The sequence below is a fragment of the Neisseria sp. 20925_1_37 genome, from assembly GCF_041433255.1.
Taxonomy (GTDB): domain Bacteria; phylum Pseudomonadota; class Gammaproteobacteria; order Burkholderiales; family Neisseriaceae; genus Neisseria; species Neisseria flavescens_D.
This window is the reverse complement of the sequence record NZ_JAPWBC010000007.1, coordinates 78,459-98,306: the sequence shown is the minus strand read 5'-3', so window position 1 is coordinate 98,306 and position 19,848 is coordinate 78,459. Positions and strand designations below refer to the sequence as shown.

Here is a 19,848-nt window from a genome sequence, read left to right as displayed (position 1 = left end):
TAGGCCGACTGAAACAATACCTTGCTTAAGCAAGTTTTCTTATTATATTGCGCAAAACGTCCGAAAACCTTCTTAATCATTGATAACTTGAAAGGAATCTAGTATGAAAAAACTGTTTGCATTGGCTGCCGCAGCCCTTATCCTGTCAGCTTGTTCCAGCACTTGGTCCGGCGCAAAAGACGATACCAGCCGCAATTGGGACAAAACCAAAGAGACTGCCGAGCGCGTAGCCGATAAAACCGAAGAAGCCGTTAAAAAAGGCGGTAATGCCGTAGGTCGTGGCATGAGCCATGTTGGAGAAAAAATCGAAGAAGCAACCAAATAAACTTACCTTCTTTGAACAAGGCTGCCTAAAAATATATCTTCAGGCAGCCTGACACACAACCACCATGAATAAACTATAAAGATCGTTAATAAAATCCTTACTTTTATTCAGATCATTAGCATTTTTTCATTTATACGGGCTATTGCCTTTTGTGAAGATGCCGAATATTATTAGAGACACAGTAAAACAGACTGTACTTTTCAAACTATAAGGAGCTTCAAATGAAAAAATTCGCCCTCATCGCTTTGGCTGCCATGACCTTACTGTCCGCCTGCAACACTATTTCTGGCATGGGCAAAGACGTTAGTGCCGCCGGTAATGCTGTCAGCGGTTCTGCTGAGTCTGTAAAAAATTACTAATCTAAAATCCAATTTCACGTAGGAATTCATATTATGAAAAAATTTGCACTTATCGCACTGGCTACCATTACCTTGCTCTCTGCTTGCAATACCATTTCAGGTGTAGCTAAAGATGTCAGCGCTGCCGGTACTGCTGTTAGCAATACTGCCGAAAATGTCAAAACCTACTAAACAAATTTAAACATAAATGCCCCGAAAATCGGGGCATTTATAAATCCTCGACAAAACAAAAAGTACAGAACATGAAAGCCTTTACCAAAATTACCGCCATCGTCGCTCCGCTCGACCGCAGCAACGTCGATACCGATGCCATCATCCCCAAACAATTTTTGAAATCAATCAAACGCAGCGGCTTCGGCCCCAATGCCTTTGATGAATGGCGTTACCTCGACCACGGCGAACCAGGCATGGACAACAGCAAACGCCCGTTAAATCCGGATTTCTCTCTGAACCAGCCACGCTATCAAGGCGCACAAATCCTGTTGACGCGTAAAAACTTCGGTTGCGGCTCTTCACGCGAACACGCCCCTTGGGCATTGGACGACTACGGCTTCCGCGCCGTCATCGCCCCCAGCTTCGCCGACATCTTCTTCAACAACTGCTACAAAAACGGCCTTTTGCCTATCGTTTTGACAGAAGAACAGGTTGACCAGCTTTTCAAAGAAGTTGAAGCCAACGAAGGCTATCAGCTCTCCATCGATCTTGCCGAGCAAACCCTGACCACCCCTAGCGGCGAAACATTCACCTTCGACATTACCGAACACCGCAAACACTGCCTCTTAAACGGCTTGGACGAAATCGGCCTGACCTTGCAACACGCTGACGAAATTCACGCCTTTGAAGAAAAACGCCGCCAAAGCCAGCCTTGGCTGTTTAACGGTTGATATACAAAAGGCCATCTGAAAAATTTAAGTGTTTCAGACGGCCTTTAATCTATACAAATATACTATGATTACCGACACCATAAGCAATGCCACTCGCTACGCTGCCTTGCATCCCGACTTTGCCGAAGCCTTCCATCTGTTGCAGACCTTGGATTTTACCAAGCTGCCGGACGGTCAAGTGCCATGCGAGAATCCCAATATCCGTATTTTTATCGGCAGCGAGCCGATGAGGACTAAAGGCAAAGCCCAGCCAGAAGCGCACTTAAAACATATTGATATTCAAACACCGATTGATGGCAGCGAAACGTATGGCTGGATAGACAGAGGCCGTCTGAAAAACGGTTTAGGCTACAACGAAAAGCGCGATATCGAGTTTTTCAACTGCAAGCCGGAAACCTGGTTAACCTTGGAGCCCGGCGAATTTGCGCTATTTTTCCCGAATGATGCGCATGCTCCATTGGTCGGCGACAGGGCGAACATACGCAAAGTCGTTTTTAAAATCCGCATCGAGGCCGAACGCCTGTAAACCCTTTCAGACGACATCAACATTATGTCTTTATTGAAAAAACTCTTCAAATCCAAACTGATGGACTGGCGCGGGTTCGTCAGCTATTTTGCCGAACGTCTGCAATCCAAACACCGACTCGACACCGAAATCCGTTGGGGCAGCAGCTTGGACGACACCAGCGTTCTGATTCTGCTTGGCGAAGGGCAGGACAATCCCTGCGCCTATCTGGGCAACCACTACGCCCATTACCTGCAAAACCCCGAAGCTTTGGATGAAATCATCGCCCTAAATGCCAAAGTTGTCCGAGAAATGGCAGAAGCCGACAGCACAATGACCGTAGACAACATCCTGCCCATCATCAAAGATACCGCGTTTTTAAACAATCTGCTCAGCCAAAACCACGATCCCCTTCCCGACGCGGAAACGCTGCTGCTCTACCGTCCGCTGGCAGACAACCTGCTGGTGATGTACGTCGCACACATGGGCAACATCATACGTTCGTTCGGCACGAAAGACATGGAAAGACTCGGCATCCCCGATACAGATGCCCTGCACAGCATTGCCCTTGCCAACCTCAGGCGTGAAACTGCCGGCAAGCTCCGCACTGAACATCTCGAAAACGGCACACTGACGCAAGTTATCTCCAATGATGACAACGAATCCGCACTGATTCTGATATTGGACGACATCTTGGCAAATGACCGACAGCTTACGGCAGACCCCGTGTTCGCTATTCCCTCACGTGATTTTCTCGCATTGTGCAGCCCATCCGACCACGATGCTGTTGCCGCCATGTTGGAAATTGCCCGGGAAATCGCCCAAAACGACCCCTACGCTGTTTCCGAACAGCTTTACCAATACCACAATGGTACAATCACGCTTTTCCAACCCGTATGATACCGTTCAGACGGCATAGCCCCATTCCCCCAACTCAAGGAAAAACAAAATGACCAAACATATCGCTATCTTGCGCGGCGACGGCATCGGCCCTGAAATCGTTGCAGAAACCGTCCGTGTACTCGACAAACTTATCGAACAAGGTTTGGATGTCAGCTACGAATACGCACCTTTGGGCGGCGAAGCCTATGACGAATACGGCCATCCTTATCCAGAATTCACGCAAAACCTTTGCCGTAAAGCCGATGCGGTCCTGCTTGGTGCAGTCGGTTCTCCTCAATACGATAATCTCGACCGTCCACTGCGCCCTGAGCGCGGCTTGTTAGCCATCCGTAAAGACTTGAATCTGTTTGCCAACCTGCGCCCTGCCATTTTGTATAAAGAGCTGGCCAATGCTTCCACTCTGAAACCGGAAATCGTAGCAGGCCTCGACATCCTTATCGTACGCGAACTGACCGGCGATATTTACTTTGGCGAACCGCGCGGCATCCGTGTTTTGGAAAACGGCGAACGCGAAGGCTACAACACCATGAAATACAGCGAAAGCGAAATCCGCCGTATTGCCCACGTTGCCTTCCAATCCGCCCAAAAACGCAGCAAAAAAGTCTGCTCCGTAGGCAAAGCCAACGTTTTGGAAACCACCGAACTGTGGCGCGAAATCTTTGAAGAAATCGGCAAAGAATACCCTGATGTCGAGCTCTCCCATATGTACGTCGACAACGCCGCCATGCAGTTGGTACGCGCACCGAAACAGTTTGACGTGATTGCCACCGGCAACATCTTCGGCGACATTCTGTCTGACGAAGCGTCTATGCTGACCGGCTCCATCGGTATGCTGCCTTCTGCTTCTTTGGACGAAAACGGCAAAGGCCTGTACGAACCTTCTCACGGCTCCGCTCCTGACATTGCCGGTCAAAACAAAGCCAATCCGCTGGCAACCGTTTTGTCCCTCGCCATGTTGCTGCGTTACAGCCTAAATGACGAGGCACGCGCTCAACAAGTTGAAAACGCCGTACAAAAAGTACTGCAACAAGGTTTGCGTACCGGCGACATTTACGAAGAAGGTACCAAACTGGTTTCCTGCTCCGAAATGGGCGATGCCGTATTGGCCGCTTTGTAAGAGGCCGTCTGAAAAAAAGCGTGGGACTAATCCCACGCTTTTTTCTATACGAAACTTGAAATCATAAAAAAGGGCGTGTCTTCACACGCCCTTATGTCTTTTCAGATGGTCTTAAGATTGAAGCAATCAACCTTTTTTATGTTTGCCGCCAAAGCTATCGTTAGACTTGCGCTTGCCTTTAAAGCCTTCGCCGCCTTTTTTGAAACCGTCAGCTTTTTTGAAACCATCTTTCTTAAAGCCATCTTTCTTAAAGCCATCTTTCTTGAAACCGTCTTTTTTATGGCCTTCGCCGCGAGATTTGCCGCCGAAGCCTTCTTTAGCCGGTTTCTTATCGCCGCGCCAGCCTCCGGATTTACGATCGCCCCAGCCGCCTTTGCCTTTTGGTTTGCCGCCGGCAGATTTGCGTTTGCGTGTCGGCTCCATGCCTTCGATGGTCAGCTCAGGTAATTTGCGGCCGATGTATTTTTCAATTTTGTGTACTTTGACGTATTCGTTTACTTCGGCAAAAGTAATCGCAATACCGGTGCGGCCTGCGCGGCCGGTACGGCCGATGCGGTGAACGTAGTCTTCAGCCTGTTTGGGCAAGTCGTAGTTGATAACGTGGGTAATGGTCGGTACGTCGATACCGCGTGCGGCAACGTCGGTGGCAACCAAAATTTTGCAGCGGCCTTTGCGCAAGTCCATCAGCGTACGGTTACGCCAGCCTTGCGGCATATCACCGTGCAGGCAGTTGGCGGCAAAACCTTTTTCGTACAATTCATCCGCGATGACTTCGGTCATGGCTTTGGTGGACGTGAAAATTACGCATTGATCGATATTGGCATCGCGCAAAATGTGGTCGAGCAGGCGGTTTTTGTGGCGCATATCGTCGCAGTACAACAGCTGCTCTTCGATTTTGCCTTGATCATCCACGCGCTCAACTTCGATGGTTTCAGGGTCTTTGGTCAGTTTGCGCGCCAGCTTGCCCACTGCGCCGTCCCAAGTGGCTGAGAACAACAAAGTCTGACGGTCGCTCGGCGTTGCTTCCACGATGGTTTCGATGTCGTCGATAAAACCCATGTCCAACATACGGTCGGCTTCGTCCAGAATCAGCACTTCCAAACGATCAAAATCAACTTTACCGCTCTGCATCAAATCCATCAGACGGCCTGGAGTAGCGACAATCAGGTCAACCGGTTTGCTCAGAGCACGGGTTTGATAGCCGAAAGATGCACCTCCAACAATGCTGACAGTACGGAACCAACGCATATTTTTAGCATACGCCAGCGCGTTTTTTTCCACTTGAGCCGCCAGTTCGCGGGTCGGGGTCAATACCAAAGCGCGCGGGCCTTTGCCCGGTTTTTCGCTGCGCTTGGTCAGTTTTTGCAAAGTCGGCAGCAGGAAGGCTGCGGTTTTGCCTGAACCGGTTTGCGCCGAAGCCATAATATCGCGGCCGTCCAAAGCAAACGGAATCGCTTGCGCCTGAATCGGGGTTGGGCTTTCATAACCCTCGCTGCTTACGGCAGACAAAATGTTTTTATCAAGGTTCAAATCGGCAAATTTAATAGACATATCTATCCTAAGAGACAACAACGCGCACGCCTGAACAATTTCAGACGACCTGAAGCAAAGGAAAGTAACGATACGGAAAATGTGAAGTTACAGGGTTGTCGCAAGCATCTTGCTTGTGGTTAACATCGACGACAACCTGCACAGAAAAGGCTTTGCAAATATGCAAGCAATAAAAGAAACGCGCCCGAAACAGCGGTTTAGGTTGGATGACGATGGCTTCGTATCAAAAGGCGAACAGCGGATAATATAGATTTTATGGATAACAGTCAAGCAAAAAGGCATCAAGTGCGTTAAAATCCAACCCCTTCCCAATACTTATTCAGGCCGTCTGAAACCATGACCGACATTACCCCCTTTGCCAACCGCTTGGGCAAAAACATCAAACATCTTATGAAATGGGCCAAACACAACAATATCGAAGCCTGGCGCATTTACGACCGCGATATTCCCCAATTTCCCTTTGCCGTCGATGTTTACTGCGACCAAATCCACCTTCAGGAATACGATACCGGCTGGCTGATGCAGCCCGAAGAATACGAAGCATGGCTTGCCGATGTATTGGAAGCTATTGGTTTTGTGACCGGTTTTGCGCCCGAACAAATCCACCTCAAACGCCGCGAACGCCAAAAAGGTTTGCAGCAATACGAAAAAACCGGCAAAACCGGCGACGATTTCGTCATCACTGAAAACGGCCGCAAGTTTTGGGTCAACCTCGACAAATACCTCGATACCGGCCTTTTCCTCGACCACCGCAACACGCGCAAAAAAGTCGGCGAAACCGCAGCGGGCAAATGCTTCCTCAACCTGTTTTCCTACACAGGCAGCTTCACCGTCTATGCCGCAACCGGCGGCGCGGTATCCAGCGAAACCGTCGATTTATCCAACACTTATCTCGAGTGGGCAAAACGCAATTTTGAACTCAACGGTATCGACACCGAACAACACAAAATCGTCCGCGCCGATGTGTTCCAATACCTGCAAAATGCTGCAGACGAAGGCAAAAAATTTGACCTGATCGTTATGGATCCTCCCAGCTTTTCCAACAGCAAAAAAATGCTCGACATCCTCGACATCCAGCGCGACCATAAAAAGCTGATTGACGGCGCAATGAGCCTGCTCGCTTCAGACGGCATTCTGTATTTCTCCAACAACTTGCGCAGCTTTGTGTTGGACGATTCGGTCGCGGAACAATACGCCGTCAAAGACATTTCCAAGCAGTCCGTTCCCGACGATTTCCGCAACAAAAAAATCCATCAATGCTGGGAAATCAAGCATAAATAAGCATCAGGCCGTCTGAAAGCCAGTTTTCAGACGGCCTGATTGCCATATTGAATCTCGCAACCAATAGGCGCATAATTCAAGAGATTGTTGACAATATCAAAAGGAAAAGAACATGCAAAACTACCTGACACCCAATTTCTCATTCGCCCCCATGATTCCGGAACGCGCGCTCGGCAGCCGGGTTTGGGATACCGAAGGACGAGAATACATTGACTTGTCAGGCGGTATTGCTGTGAACGCGCTAGGCCATTGCCATCCCGATTTGGTCGCAGCCTTGGCCGAACAATCGCAAAAACTCTGGCACATTTCTAATATCTACACCACCCAATCGGCGCAAGAATTGGCCAAAAAATTGGTCGAAAACACCTTTGCCGACAAAGTGTTTTTCTGCAATTCCGGCGCAGAGGCCAATGAAGCCGCGCTGAAACTGGCGCGCAAATACGGCCGCGATCATTTTGGCGAACACAAAACCGAAATCATCTCCTGCCTCAACAGCTTCCACGGCCGCACCCTGTTTACCGTATCCGTCGGTGGACAGCCCAAATACAGCAAAGATTACGCACCGCTGCCGTCAGATATTACCCATGTTCCATTTAATGATATTGCCGCATTGAAAGCAGCTGTCGGCGACAAAACCTGCGCCGTGATTATCGAGCCGATTCAAGGTGAAAGCGGCATTCTGCCTGCCACTCAAGAATATCTGCAAGCCGCACGCCGTTTATGCGACAAACACGGCACCTTGCTGATTTTGGACGAAGTACAAACCGGCATGGGTCATACGGGCAAACTGTTTGCCTACGAGCATTACGGCGTAAGACCCGATATTCTCAGCTCCGCCAAAGCCTTGGGCGGCGGCTTCCCGATTGGCGCAATTCTGACAACCGATAAAATCGCCCCAACCTTCGGCCCCGGAACACATGGCTCGACCTTTGGCGGCAATCCGATGGCGTGCGCAGTCGGCAGCCGTGCGTTTGACATCATCAATGCGCCCGAAACATTGGCACACGTTCAGCAACAAGGCCAAAAACTTCAGACGGCCTTGCGTGAATTGGGCGTGAAAACCGGCGTATTTAAAGAAGTCCGCGGCATGGGCCTGCTGCTCGGCTGCGTGTTGGCAGACGAATACGCAGGCAAGGCATCGGAAATTACCGCCGCCGCTTTAAAACACGGCCTGATGGTACTGGTTGCCGGCGCCAATGTGGTGCGCTTTGCTCCCAGCCTGCTGCTGAACGATGAAGATATGGCCGAAGGCTTGAAACGTTTTGAAGCGGCTTTGAACGAATGGTTGGCCTGATTTTCAAAACCCAATAGCCAAATCAGCCGACAGCTTAGAGAAGGCCGTCTGAAAGACCGTTTGAGTTTTTCAGACGGCCTTTTTTCAATATTGAAAACAACATCCGCCTACATGCTTTGTCATTTGATGTTTGTTAAAAATCATACCGCTTCTTCGTGTTACGCTTGTCAAACATTTTGATTTTGCGAAGAAAAGGAGCAGGAGATGGTATCGTTGAAAACCCAAATCGCCGGTTTTTCTTTTGACAACTGCCTGATGAATGCCGCTGGTGTGTCGTGTATGACTGTTGAGGAATTGGAAGCGGTCAGACAGTCTTCGGCAGGCACTTTCGTTACCAAAACCGCAACGCTTGCCTCCCGTCAAGGCAATCCTGAACCGCGCTATCACGATGTCCCTCTCGGCAGCATCAATTCTATGGGCTTGCCAAACCAAGGCATTGATTACTATCTGGATTACCTGCTTTCACTCCAAGAGGCTCATCCGAAAAGGGCTTTTTTCCTCTCGCTGGTCGGTATGTCGCCCGATGAAACGCACACGTTGCTAAAAAAAGTGCAAAACAGCGGATTCAACGGCATTACCGAACTCAATCTTTCCTGCCCAAACGTCCCCGGCAAGCCGCAAATCGCCTACGATTTTGAAACCACCGAGATGATTTTGGATAATGCATTTACCTACTTCGACAAGCCATTGGGCATCAAGCTACCGCCGTATTTCGATATTGCCCATTTCGATCAAGCAGCAGAAGTGTTCAACCGCTATCCCCTAAAATTCGTCAACTGCGTCAACTCCATCGGCAACGGCATGTATATCGAGGACGAATCCGTTGTTATCCGCCCGAAAAACGGCTTCGGCGGCATAGGTGGCCAATACATCAAACCGACCGCACTTGCCAATGTCCATGCGTTCTATCAAAGACTGGATCCGTCTATCCAAGTCATCGGAACAGGCGGCGTTTACAGCGGCCGAGATGCGTTTGAACACATCTTGTGCGGCGCAAGCATGGTACAGATCGGCACGGCGCTACACCAGCAAGGCGTAGACATTTTTGAACGGGTTTCCCTTGAATTAACAGCCATCATGGCGCAAAAAGGTTATGAAAAAATAGAAGACTTCAAAGGCAAATTGAAATATTTTGAATAGGGTTTACTCTAAAAAACGCCCAAGGCCGTCTGAAAATTTCAGACGGCCTTGTTGTATAATTGCTCCCCACATTACCCGTCTTCCCCTTCAATGAAACTCAACCCCCAACAGCAAGCTGCAGTCAAATATCTAGGTGGCCCCCTGCTCGTCCTTGCCGGCGCAGGTAGCGGCAAAACCGGCGTGATTACGCAAAAAATCAAGCATTTGATCGTCAATGTCGGCTATCTGCCGCATACCATCGCCGCGATTACCTTTACCAATAAAGCCGCCACGGAAATGCAGGAGCGCGTCTCTAAAATGCTGCCCAAGTCGCAAACGCGCGGGCTGACGATTTGCACCTTCCACTCTTTGGGCATGAAGATTTTGCGCGAAGAAGCCAATCAAATCGGTTACAAAAAAAACTTTTCCATCCTCGACTCTACCGACAGCGCGAAAATCATCGGCGAACTCTTGGGCGGTACGGGTAAAGAAGCCATATTCAGAGCGCAGCATCAAATTTCCCTTTGGAAAAACGATTTAAAAACGCCTGAAGAAGTCGTTCAGACGGCCTCTAATGTGTGGGAACAACAAACAGCGCGCGTCTATGCAAGTTATCAGGAAACCCTGCAAAGCTATCAGGCAGTAGACTTCGACGACTTAATTCGCCTGCCTGCCGTGCTATTGCAGCAGAACAGCGAAGTACGCAACAAATGGCAGCGGCGGCTGCGTTATCTGTTAGTTGACGAATGTCAGGACACCAACACCTGCCAATTTACCCTGATGAAGCTTCTGACCGGCGCGGAAGGCATGTTTACCGCCGTCGGCGATGACGACCAGTCCATCTACGCATGGCGCGGCGCAAACATGGAAAACCTGCGCAAAATGCAGGAAGACTATCCGCAGATGAAGGTTATCAAGCTGGAGCAAAACTACCGCTCCACCGCGCGGATTCTCAAAATCGCTAATAAAGTGATTGAAAACAACCCCAAACTCTTTACCAAAAAACTTTGGTCGCAGTTCGGCGAAGGCGAAATCGTCAAAGTCGTTGCCTGTCAAAGCGAGCAGCACGAAGCCGACTGGGTTGTCAGCCAAATCGTCAAGCAGAAGCTGGTCGGCGGCGAAAAAACCCAATACGCCGATTTCGCCGTCTTATACCGCGGCAACCATCAGGCGCGGATTTTTGAAGAAGCCTTGCGCAGTGCGCGCGTCCCTTACCAACTTTCCGGCGGACAGAGTTTTTTTGACAAAGCCGAAATCAAAGACGTTTTGTCCTATTTGCGCCTGCTTGCCAACCCCAACGACGATCCCGCCTTCCTGCGCGCCGTCACCACGCCCAAACGCGGTATTGGCGACGTGACACTGGGCAAACTCAACACCTACGCGCACGAACACGAATGCAGCCTATATGAAGCCGCGCAAACCGAAGAAGCGCTTACCCTATTGAACCATACCAACCGCCAACACCTGCAAGCCTTCATGGATATGATTGAAAGCTACCGCGCCAAAGCCGAAACCAACGAAGCAGGCGAGTTTATTCATAACCTGCTGAAAGAAATCGACTACGAAAACCACCTGTTGGCCAACGAGGAAGGCAAAGCAGGCGAGATCAAATGGCGCAACGTTACCGACCTGACAGGCTGGCTGGAACGCAAAGGCGAGCAAGACGGCAAAAACATCATCGAACTCGCCCAAACCATCGCCCTGATGACGCTTTTGGAGGGCAAAAGCGAAGAAGAAATCGATGCCGTCAAACTCTCCACCCTGCATGCTTCCAAAGGTTTGGAATACCCCTACGTTTTCCTTGTCGGTTGCGAAGAAGGTATCTTGCCGCATAATGACAGCATCGAAGAAGACAATGTCGAAGAAGAACGCCGCCTGATGTACGTCGGTATTACCCGCGCCAAACGCCAGCTTACACTGACCCACTGCCTCAAACGCAAAAAGCAAGGCACATGGCAATTCCCCGAGCCGAGCCGCTTCATAGACGAAATGCCGCAGGAAGACATCAAGATTTTAGGCCGCAAAGGCGGAGAGCCGATTGTGAGCAAGGAAGAAGGAAAAAGCAATCTGGCAGGATTGCTGGATATGTTGGGAAACAAAAGAAAAGGATAAAGCAAGGCCGTCTGAAAGTAAGGTTTCAGACGGCCTTATTGTCAGCAAAATATCAAAGACAACAATCAAATAATTTTCACTTTATATCGTTACGTCTATCCGTCCCCCTTCTCCCGATTCTTCAAAAATAAACAAAAACAATCGAATAATCAGGTACAAAATAAAAAAGTAGGTGACACGATCACCTCATTTCCCTTCAATTTACAAGCAAAAATTGTCAACACTTGAAGTATAAATTCACAAGCAAAATTGCATTTTTCAGGTATAATAATGGATTCCCCAACTGCATTTTGTGAGCTGAATCCATGTCTGTTGTTCTGCCCTTGCGCGGTGTAACCGCCCTTTCCGATTTCCGTGTTGAAAAACTCTTCCAAAAAGCAGCCGCCCTCGGCTTGCCCGAAGTCAAATTAAGCAGCGAATTTTGGTATTTTGTCGGTAGCGAAAAAACACTTGATGCCGCGACAGTCGAAAAACTGCAAGCCTTACTGGCAGCGCAAAGCGTTGAACAAACGCCCAAAGCGCGCGAGGGCTTGCATTTATTTTTGGTAACACCCCGTTTGGGTACCATTTCGCCTTGGGCTTCCAAAGCAACCAATATCGCCGAAAACTGCGGTTTGGAAGGCATTGAACGTATCGAACGCGGCATGGCCGTATGGTTGGAAGGTGCGCTTACCGACGAGCAAAAACAACAATGGGCAGCCCTGCTGCACGACCGCATGACCGAAAGCGTGTTGACCGACATCGATGCAGCGGCGCAACTGTTCCACCACATCCAATCGGAAACCTTCTCCAGCGTAGATGTATTGGGCGGCGGCAAAGAGGCATTGGTCAAAGCCAATACCGAAATGGGCTTGGCGCTTTCAGCTGACGAAATCGATTATTTGGTTGAAAACTATCAGGCTTTAAACCGCAATCCGTCCGATGTTGAATTGATGATGTTCGCTCAGGCAAACAGCGAACACTGCCGCCACAAAATCTTCAACGCCGACTTCATCCTCAATGGTGAAAAACAACCAAAATCCCTTTTCGGCATGATTCGCGACACACACAATGCGCATCCTGAAGGCACAGTCGTTGCCTATAAAGACAATTCGTCCGTAATCGAAGGCGCCAAAGTTGAGCGTTTCTATCCGAATGCGGCGGAAAACCAAGGCTACCGTTTCCATGAAGAAGACACCCATATCATCATGAAAGTGGAAACGCACAACCACCCGACCGCCATCGCGCCGTTTGCGGGCGCGGCAACAGGTGCGGGCGGTGAAATCCGCGATGAAGGCGCAACAGGTAAAGGCTCGCGTCCGAAAGCAGGCTTGACCGGCTTTACCGTCTCCAACCTGAATATCCCTGGCTTGGAGCAGCCTTGGGAACAAGCCTACGGCAAACCCGGCCATATTGCTTCCCCTTTAGACATCATGATTGAAGGCCCGATCGGCGGCGCAGCGTTCAACAACGAATTCGGCCGTCCGAACCTCTTGGGCTACTTCCGCACTTTTGAAGAAAAATTTGATGGTCAGGTTCGCGGCTATCACAAACCGATTATGATTGCCGGCGGCTTGGGCAGCATTCAGGCACAACAAACACACAAAGATGAAATCCCCGAAGGCGCGTTGCTGATCCAACTGGGCGGCCCAGGCATGCTCATTGGTTTGGGCGGTGGCGCGGCTTCTTCCATGAATACCGGCACAAACGACGCATCTTTGGACTTCAACTCCGTGCAACGCGGCAACCCCGAAATCGAACGCCGCGCACAAGAAGTCATCGACCGCTGCTGGCAGCTCGGCGATAAGAATCCGATTATCTCCATCCACGACGTCGGCGCAGGTGGCTTGTCCAACGCCTTCCCCGAACTCGTCAACGATGCCGGACGCGGCGCGGTATTCAAGCTGCGCGAAGTGCCGCTGGAAGAACACGGCCTCAACCCGCTGCAAATCTGGTGTAACGAATCGCAAGAGCGTTATGTATTGTCGATTTTAGAAAAAGATTTGGAGACCTTCCGCGCCATCTGCGAACGCGAACGTTGCCCGTTTGCCGTAGTCGGTACGGCGACTGACGATGGTCATTTGAAAGTACGCGACGATTTATTCTCCAACAACCCCGTCGATTTGCCATTGAACGTTTTGCTCGGCAAACCGCCCAAAACCACGCGTACCGACAAAACGGTTACGCCGTCTGAAAAACCGTTTAACGCTGGCGATATCGACATTACCGAAGCCGCCTACCGCGTTCTGCGTCTGCCTACCGTAGCCGCTAAAAACTTCCTGATTACCATCGGCGACCGCAGTGTCGGCGGCATGACTCACCGCGACCAAATGGTCGGCAAATACCAAACCCCCGTAGCCGACTGCGCCGTGACCATGATGAGCTTCAATACCTACCGCGGCGAAGCAATGTCTATGGGCGAAAAACCGACCGTCGCCCTGTTTGACGCGCCCGCTTCGGGCAGAATGTGCGTCGGCGAGGCCATCACCAACATCGCTGCGGTCAACATCGGCGACATCGGCAACATCAAACTTTCCGCCAACTGGATGGCGGCGTGCGGCAACGAAGGCGAAGACGAAAAACTTTACCGCACCGTCGAAGCCGTTTCCAAAGCCTGTCAGGCATTGGATTTGAGCATTCCCGTGGGCAAAGACAGCCTGTCGATGAAAACCGTATGGCAGGATAATGGTGAACAAAAATCCGTGGTTTCGCCTTTAAGCCTGATTATTTCTGCATTTGCGCCAGTGGAAGACGTACGCAAAACTGTTACGCCTGAGTTGAAAAACGTCGAAGACAGCGTATTGCTGCTGGTTGACTTGGGCAACGGCAAAGCGCGCATGGGCGGCTCTGCATTCGGTCAGGTTTACAACAACATGACCGGCGATGCGCCTGATTTAGACGATACAGGCCGTCTGAAAGCGTTTTACAACGTGATTCAACAGCTTGTCGCCGAAGACAAACTCTTGGCATACCATGACCGCAGCGACGGCGGCTTGTTTGCCGCTTTGGTAGAAATGGCGTTTGCAGGCCGCATCGGCGTCAATGTGGATTTGACCTCGCTGGTTGCCAACCAAGCCGATGCCAACGAAGCCAGCATTCGCGCATTATTCAATGAAGAGCTGGGCGCAGTGATTCAAATTGCCAAACAAGATGTTGCGGCCGTAGAAGCCTTGTTTAAAGAAGCTGATTTGGCACTGCATACTGTTGCGACCATCGGTACTGACGAGAAAATCGTTATCCGCAATCAGGCAGGCATCATACTGGAACAAAACCGCGCCGACCTGCAACGCGCATGGCAGGAAACCAGCCACGCCATCCAACGCCTGCGCGACAACCCTGCCTGCGCCGACAGCGAGTTTGCCCTGATTGGCGACAACGAACGCAGCGCATTGTTTGCCGATGTGAAGTTTGATGTAAACGAAGACATCGCCGCGCCTTTCGTCAACAGCGGCGCGAAACCCAAAATCGCCATCCTGCGCGAACAGGGCGTAAACGGACAAATCGAAATGGCCGCCGCGTTCACCCGAGCTGGTTTCGATGCCTACGACGTGCATATGTCCGACCTGATGGCAGGCCGCGTTCACCTTGCCGACTTCAAAATGCTGGCGGCGTGCGGCGGCTTCAGCTACGGCGACGTACTCGGTGCAGGCGAAGGCTGGGCGAAATCGATTTTGTTCCACCCTGCTCTGCGCGACCAATTTGCCGCCTTCTTCGCCGATCCGAACACGCTGACATTGGGCGTGTGCAACGGCTGTCAAATGGTCAGCAACCTTGCCGAGATTATCCCGGGTGCAGAAACATGGCCGAAGTTCAAACGCAACTTGAGTGAACAGTTTGAAGCGCGCCTGAGCATGGTTCATGTTCCGAAATCCGCGTCGCTGATTCTGAACGAAATGCAAGGCTCCAGCCTGCCTGTCGTGGTCAGCCACGGCGAAGGCCGCGCCGACTTCGCGCTTCACGGCGGCAACATTTCTGCCAATTTGGGCATTGCGCTGCAATATGTGGACGGTCAAAACCAAGTGACCCAAACTTATCCGCTCAACCCTAATGGCTCGCCTCAGGGTATTGCCGGTGTGACCAACGCCGACGGTCGCGTTACCATCATGATGCCGCATCCGGAACGCGTATATCGTGCCGCGCAAATGAGCTGGAAACCGGAAGACTGGACGAAACTGTCCGGCTGGTACCGCCTCTTTGCCGGGGCAAGGAAGGCTTTGGGCTAAATCGTATCCTGATTGACTGATTTGAAAGAAAAAGGCCGTCTGAAAATAGGTATATCGGACTTCGCTCCAACCTGTTTCAGACGGCCTTTATGTCTTTTACTACTCTTCTCTGCATTGGCTACCACACAACATTTCATTTATGAATAAATAGGAAATTAAAATGAGTATCTTAGGTAAGATATTGATAAAGATTTTTGTTTCATTGGTTCTTATTTTTCAAATAGTCTATATTTTAAATGTTTTTTTAACAATTAAATATAAGATAGAAATGATGAGTTCCGCCGAAGATATACTCATTACAATCTATGATATAACTCAAATATTATCGATTTTTATTATTTTTGATATTTTAATTATATTGCTTTTGTTAATCTATATAAAATTAATTAAAAATATAAGCTAAATAAAATATAATAATATTTGAAATTAATAAGGCATAATTTAGACAATACCTATTATACTTTGACGCTAACTATGTTGAGATTTGAGTAATCAAATTAAAAATATTGGGGACATTTTAAAAGGAAGGATTAAGAATGAAAACAGCCGAAAATCTATGTCTAGGTTTCAGCTGTCAGGGAAATCTCCACATCATTCTGTATAATTCCCTCTTTTAAACTATAATCGACATATTCAGACGGCCTTTCCCGACATTATGACTCGACAAGCCTTTATCCTCAGCGATTGCGAATTTTCCGAATGCGGAGAAAAGCCTTACGCCCTGTTGACCGCAAATCCGACGAAGGAACACCACTTCATCGCCCAAACCGAGCAGCGGCAGCATTCGCATAATCCGCAGGTAAGCCCGCAGAATCAGAATGTTTACAAGCTACCCTTGTCCATGTTCCACACTGGCGAAAAAGCCCGCGGCAAAGAACAAAACCGCAGCGAAGCGATAAGTGTCAACATCATCGGCAACTTGGCGGCAAAAAACCTCTATACGCTGACCTTTGTCGAAGACTCTGCCAACCAATACAATCTGGAAAGCTGGTTCAACCGTCATGAAAGCGGCTACGAAGAAGCCTGCAATCATCTGCGTACCTTACCTGCAGGCCGTCTGAAAACACCTACGGCAAATGCCGAGACCGTCAAAGTACCGGATGCCTTGTGGCGGATATTGCGGCTGAAATTTCTCGGTATTCTGCGCAATCCGCACAACCATAAAAACCTGTTTGCCCACCGCCTGCACCAAACACTTCGGGCGCGGCTGCCGGAAGTCGGTTTTGAATTTGTCCGCTTGATCAGCAAACGCGATCCCAAGCGCATCGAAGCCATTATGCAGGACTACCGTTTCACTTTTCTCGGCTATGTTGATTGGCTGGGCGGGCTTTACGGTATGTTGAGCGAAGGCGTGGCGCAACCGTCGTTGTTTGAACGGCTATTTTGCAATATCTTTGCCGAACCCGAAGCAGTGAAAATCGAATTGTTCCGCTATCCGGAAAACACGGGGCTGTGCCTGTTTGGCGACAGCAGTTTCTGCCTGCAATCCTCGGCCAAACTATTCAGCGTCGGCGTTAATATCTCGCACGATATGTTTGCCATCATCCATCTGCAAACCGACCGTTGGCACGCGTTTAAAAACACCTTTCATCACGACGCGCCCAAACTGCAAGGCCAAGTGCGGATTATCGACGGCGACCAAACCCAAAGATTGCTGTTCAACCGACTGTGTATCCATCAAGCCCATGAAGCCGTATTCGGTCAAAGCTCGAATATCAAAGATTATCTAGAGGCCGTCTGAAACCCCAAACCAGAAGAAAGCATATGAAAATCACGCCAATCCAAGCCCTAAACGACAACTACATCTGGATGATTCAAGAAGGCAACCATGCTGCCTGCGTCGATCCGTCCGATACCACGCCCGTTTTGAAATTCCTCGTCCACAACCGCCTGATGCTGGCGCAAACATGGATTACCCATCCGCACCCCGACCATACCGGCGGCGCAAAAAGCCTGTTTCACGGCTTTTTGGAATCCCCGATCTATGGAGAAAGCGATATCGACGTGGCGACGCATACCGTCACCGCAGGTACGCAGTTCCCGTTTGGCGAGGGCTTGGTTACCGTTTGGGCAACCCCCGGCCATACCGACCGCCACATCAGCTATCTGTTGGAAAATTCAGACGGCCTGCACGTTTTCTGCGGCGATACCTTGTTCTCCGCCGGGTGCGGCCGAGTATTTACCGGCACAATCGAGCAGCTCTACGACAGTTTTCACCGATTCAACCAACTGCCCGAAGAAACGCTATTTTATCCGGCGCACGAATATACAGCCTCCAATCTGCGCTTTGCTCAGCATATCGAGCCGGACAATGCCGACATTCAGACGGCCTTAGCCGCAGCCGAACACACGCCGACGCTGCCTGTCAGCCTGGCGCACGAACGCAAAGTCAACCCTTTTTTACGCGTTCACCTACCCCAAGTTCAGGCACGCGCCGAAGAATTGAGCGGACGAAAATTAAACAGCGAACTCGAAGTCTTCGCCGCCTTGCGTGAATTAAAAAATCAATTTTAATTGGGCTTGCTCCCTAAAAAATAAAGGCCGTCTGAACAATATCTGTTCAGACGGCCTTTATTTTTTAGGGATTATTCCCATTCAATCGTGGCAGGCGGTTTGCCGCTGACATCATAAACCACGCGGTTGATGCCTTTGACTTCGTTGATGATGCGGTTGGACACTCGACCAAGCAGCGAGTATGGCAGCTCAGCCCAGTGGGCAGTCATAAAGTCGCTGGTAATCACGGCACGCAAAGCTACGACGTAATCGTAAGTACGGCCGTCGCCCATCACGCCGACGGATTTCACAGGCAGGAATACGGCAAAGGCTTGGCTGGTCAGGTCGTACCAAGATGTGCCGTTCTCATCGGTAGTATTGCGCAATTCTTGGATGAAAATATCGTCTGCTTGACGGAGCAAGTCGGCGTATTCTTTTTTCACTTCGCCCAAGATACGCACGCCCAAACCGGGGCCCGGGAATGGATGACGGTACACCATTTCACGCGGCAGACCCAAAGCCACGCCCAATTCGCGTACTTCGTCTTTAAACAAATCACGCAAAGGTTCAAGCAATTTGAGCTTCATGTTTTCAGGCAGGCCGCCGACGTTGTGGTGGGATTTAATGGCGTGGGCTTTTTTGGTTTTTGCGCCTGCGGATTCGATTACGTCAGGGTAAATCGTACCTTGCGCCAACCATTTAGCATTAGTAAGTTTTTTCTCTTCAGCATCAAATACTTCGATAAATTCCGCACCGATGATTTTGCGTTTTTTCTCCGGATCGGTCACGCCGGCAAGTTTCGCTAAAAACTGCTCTTCGGCATCAACGTGAATCACACGTACGCCCAAGTTGCGGGCAAACATGTCCATTACCATTTTGCCTTCGTTCAAACGCAACAAACCGTGGTCAACAAACACGCAGGTCAGTTGGTCACCGATGGCGCGGTGAATCAGCGCGGCGGCTACGGAAGAGTCCACGCCGCCGGACAAACCTAAAATCACTTCGTCGCTGCCGACTTGTTCGCGGATTTTGGCAACGGCTTCTTCGATGTAGTTCGGCATGGTCCAGCTTGGTTGTGCGCCGCAGATGTCCAAGACAAAACGGTTCAACAGCGCGCGGCCTTGTTTGGTGTGGGTCACTTCAGGGTGGAATTGGATGCCGTAGAATTGTTTCTCAGCGTTTTCCATCATGGCAATCGGGCAAGACGGTGTGTCGCCGATAACAGAGAAGCCGGTAGGCAGTTTGGAAACTTTATCGCCATGGCTCATCCAAACATCGAGCGTATTAGGCGCATCGTCTTGAATGCCGCGTGTCAGCTCGCTGTCGATGGTTTTAACTTGCGCATAACCGAATTCGCGTTGGTTGCCCGGGCTAACTTCGCCGCCCAAGTGGTGCGCCATAAATTGCATGCCGTAGCAGATGCCCAAAACCGGAATGCCCAAATCGAAGATGCCGGTATCGGCTTGATAATCGGATTCGTAAACGGAATTAGGGCCGCCGGAGAGGATGATGCCTTTCGGATTGAAGGCTTTGATTTCTTCCAAAGGCATGTCGAAAGAATGCAGTTCGCAGTAAACGTGGGCTTCGCGCACGCGTCGGGCGATCAGCTGGGTAACTTGCGAGCCGAAGTCGAGAATAAGGATTTTATCTTGAGTCATGGCGGAAACTTTGCAAAATGTAAGAAAACGGTGCGGCTGGGAGGG

At 50.1% G+C, this 19,848-nt stretch carries 16 protein-coding genes; 14 read left to right on the top strand and 2 right to left on the bottom strand.

The window, feature by feature from the left end; genetic code table 11:
- Positions 1 to 103: 103 nt before the first annotated feature.
- From O3661_RS07270 to leuB, 7 genes are all read left to right on the top strand, one after another.
- Entirely contained in the window at positions 104 to 325 is a 222-nt protein-coding gene (locus tag O3661_RS07270; protein ID WP_371492849.1) for a hypothetical protein, read from the top strand.
- A 221-nt stretch (positions 326 to 546) separates the two neighbouring features.
- Entirely contained in the window at positions 547 to 684 is a 138-nt protein-coding gene (locus O3661_RS07265) for an entericidin A/B family lipoprotein (RefSeq protein WP_371492848.1), read from the top strand.
- Positions 685 to 717: 33 nt separating this feature from the next.
- On the top strand, positions 718 to 855 hold the full coding sequence (locus O3661_RS07260) for an entericidin (protein ID WP_371492846.1): 138 nt from the start codon (positions 718 to 720) through the stop codon (positions 853 to 855).
- 71 nt (positions 856 to 926) lie between these two features.
- Positions 927 to 1,568: a 3-isopropylmalate dehydratase small subunit gene (gene leuD, locus O3661_RS07255; RefSeq protein WP_003677355.1), complete on the top strand. Its 642-nt coding sequence runs from the start codon at positions 927 to 929 to the stop codon at positions 1,566 to 1,568.
- A 64-nt stretch (positions 1,569 to 1,632) separates the two neighbouring features.
- Positions 1,633 to 2,094, top strand: a complete 462-nt coding sequence (locus O3661_RS07250; RefSeq protein ID WP_371492845.1) for a YhcH/YjgK/YiaL family protein — start codon at positions 1,633 to 1,635, stop codon at positions 2,092 to 2,094.
- A 24-nt stretch (positions 2,095 to 2,118) separates the two neighbouring features.
- Positions 2,119 to 2,973: a DUF1444 domain-containing protein gene (locus tag O3661_RS07245; RefSeq protein WP_371492844.1), complete on the top strand. Its 855-nt coding sequence runs from the start codon at positions 2,119 to 2,121 to the stop codon at positions 2,971 to 2,973.
- 49 nt (positions 2,974 to 3,022) lie between these two features.
- A complete protein-coding gene (gene leuB, locus O3661_RS07240) occupies positions 3,023 to 4,093 on the top strand; it encodes a 3-isopropylmalate dehydrogenase (RefSeq protein WP_004520344.1) in 1,071 nt (356 codons plus the stop codon).
- A 126-nt stretch (positions 4,094 to 4,219) separates the two neighbouring features.
- On the opposite strand, the gene O3661_RS07235 is transcribed toward leuB, so the two are convergent.
- On the bottom strand, positions 4,220 to 5,644 hold the full coding sequence (locus tag O3661_RS07235; RefSeq protein ID WP_371492842.1) for a DEAD/DEAH box helicase: 1,425 nt from the start codon (positions 5,642 to 5,644) through the stop codon (positions 4,220 to 4,222).
- A 336-nt stretch (positions 5,645 to 5,980) separates the two neighbouring features.
- Here O3661_RS07235 and O3661_RS07230 point away from each other — a divergent pair, with 336 nt between their 5' ends.
- The 7 genes from O3661_RS07230 (at position 5,981) to gloB (ending at position 18,166) form a co-directional block, all read left to right on the top strand.
- On the top strand, positions 5,981 to 6,925 hold the full coding sequence (locus tag O3661_RS07230; protein ID WP_371492840.1) for a class I SAM-dependent methyltransferase: 945 nt from the start codon (positions 5,981 to 5,983) through the stop codon (positions 6,923 to 6,925).
- A 112-nt stretch (positions 6,926 to 7,037) separates the two neighbouring features.
- Entirely contained in the window at positions 7,038 to 8,219 is a 1,182-nt protein-coding gene (locus O3661_RS07225; RefSeq protein ID WP_371492838.1) for an acetylornithine/succinyldiaminopimelate transaminase, read from the top strand.
- 204 nt (positions 8,220 to 8,423) lie between these two features.
- Positions 8,424 to 9,359 carry a dihydroorotate oxidase gene (locus O3661_RS07220; RefSeq protein WP_371492836.1) on the top strand — a complete coding sequence of 312 codons (936 nt, stop codon included), beginning with the start codon at positions 8,424 to 8,426 and terminating at the stop codon, positions 9,357 to 9,359.
- A 90-nt stretch (positions 9,360 to 9,449) separates the two neighbouring features.
- The gene (rep, locus tag O3661_RS07215; RefSeq protein ID WP_371492835.1) at positions 9,450 to 11,450 is read left to right on the top strand and encodes a DNA helicase Rep; all 2,001 of its coding nucleotides are present in this window, start codon (positions 9,450 to 9,452) and stop codon (positions 11,448 to 11,450) included.
- Positions 11,451 to 11,755: 305 nt separating this feature from the next.
- A complete protein-coding gene (purL, locus tag O3661_RS07210; protein WP_371492833.1) occupies positions 11,756 to 15,652 on the top strand; it encodes a phosphoribosylformylglycinamidine synthase in 3,897 nt (1,298 codons plus the stop codon).
- Positions 15,653 to 16,307: 655 nt separating this feature from the next.
- On the top strand, positions 16,308 to 17,393 hold the full coding sequence (locus O3661_RS07205; protein ID WP_371492832.1) for a hypothetical protein: 1,086 nt from the start codon (positions 16,308 to 16,310) through the stop codon (positions 17,391 to 17,393).
- A gap of 23 nt (positions 17,394 to 17,416) precedes the next feature.
- Positions 17,417 to 18,166, top strand: coding sequence for a hydroxyacylglutathione hydrolase (gene gloB, locus O3661_RS07200; protein WP_371492830.1), 750 nt, complete (start codon positions 17,417 to 17,419; stop codon positions 18,164 to 18,166).
- 71 nt (positions 18,167 to 18,237) lie between these two features.
- On the opposite strand, the gene guaA is transcribed toward gloB, so the two are convergent.
- Entirely contained in the window at positions 18,238 to 19,803 is a 1,566-nt protein-coding gene (guaA, locus tag O3661_RS07195; RefSeq protein WP_003686344.1) for a glutamine-hydrolyzing GMP synthase, read from the bottom strand.
- Positions 19,804 to 19,848: the final 45 nt, after the last annotated feature.

What these genes read in the sequence shown, in the direction of transcription:
- O3661_RS07270 (WP_371492849.1), top strand. Translation starts at nt 104, where the DNA reads ATGAAAAAACTGTTTGCATTGGCTGCCGCAGCCCTTATCCTGTCAGCT.
- O3661_RS07265 (WP_371492848.1), top strand. Translation starts at nt 547, where the DNA reads ATGAAAAAATTCGCCCTCATCGCTTTGGCTGCCATGACCTTACTGTCC.
- O3661_RS07260 (WP_371492846.1), top strand. Translation starts at nt 718, where the DNA reads ATGAAAAAATTTGCACTTATCGCACTGGCTACCATTACCTTGCTCTCT.
- leuD (WP_003677355.1), top strand. Translation starts at nt 927, where the DNA reads ATGAAAGCCTTTACCAAAATTACCGCCATCGTCGCTCCGCTCGACCGC.
- O3661_RS07250 (WP_371492845.1), top strand. Translation starts at nt 1,633, where the DNA reads ATGATTACCGACACCATAAGCAATGCCACTCGCTACGCTGCCTTGCAT.
- O3661_RS07245 (WP_371492844.1), top strand. Translation starts at nt 2,119, where the DNA reads ATGTCTTTATTGAAAAAACTCTTCAAATCCAAACTGATGGACTGGCGC.
- leuB (WP_004520344.1), top strand. Translation starts at nt 3,023, where the DNA reads ATGACCAAACATATCGCTATCTTGCGCGGCGACGGCATCGGCCCTGAA.
- O3661_RS07235 (WP_371492842.1), bottom strand. Translation starts at nt 5,644, where the DNA reads ATGTCTATTAAATTTGCCGATTTGAACCTTGATAAAAACATTTTGTCT.
- O3661_RS07230 (WP_371492840.1), top strand. Translation starts at nt 5,981, where the DNA reads ATGACCGACATTACCCCCTTTGCCAACCGCTTGGGCAAAAACATCAAA.
- O3661_RS07225 (WP_371492838.1), top strand. Translation starts at nt 7,038, where the DNA reads ATGCAAAACTACCTGACACCCAATTTCTCATTCGCCCCCATGATTCCG.
- O3661_RS07220 (WP_371492836.1), top strand. Translation starts at nt 8,424, where the DNA reads ATGGTATCGTTGAAAACCCAAATCGCCGGTTTTTCTTTTGACAACTGC.
- rep (WP_371492835.1), top strand. Translation starts at nt 9,450, where the DNA reads ATGAAACTCAACCCCCAACAGCAAGCTGCAGTCAAATATCTAGGTGGC.
- purL (WP_371492833.1), top strand. Translation starts at nt 11,756, where the DNA reads ATGTCTGTTGTTCTGCCCTTGCGCGGTGTAACCGCCCTTTCCGATTTC.
- O3661_RS07205 (WP_371492832.1), top strand. Translation starts at nt 16,308, where the DNA reads ATGACTCGACAAGCCTTTATCCTCAGCGATTGCGAATTTTCCGAATGC.
- gloB (WP_371492830.1), top strand. Translation starts at nt 17,417, where the DNA reads ATGAAAATCACGCCAATCCAAGCCCTAAACGACAACTACATCTGGATG.
- guaA (WP_003686344.1), bottom strand. Translation starts at nt 19,803, where the DNA reads ATGACTCAAGATAAAATCCTTATTCTCGACTTCGGCTCGCAAGTTACC.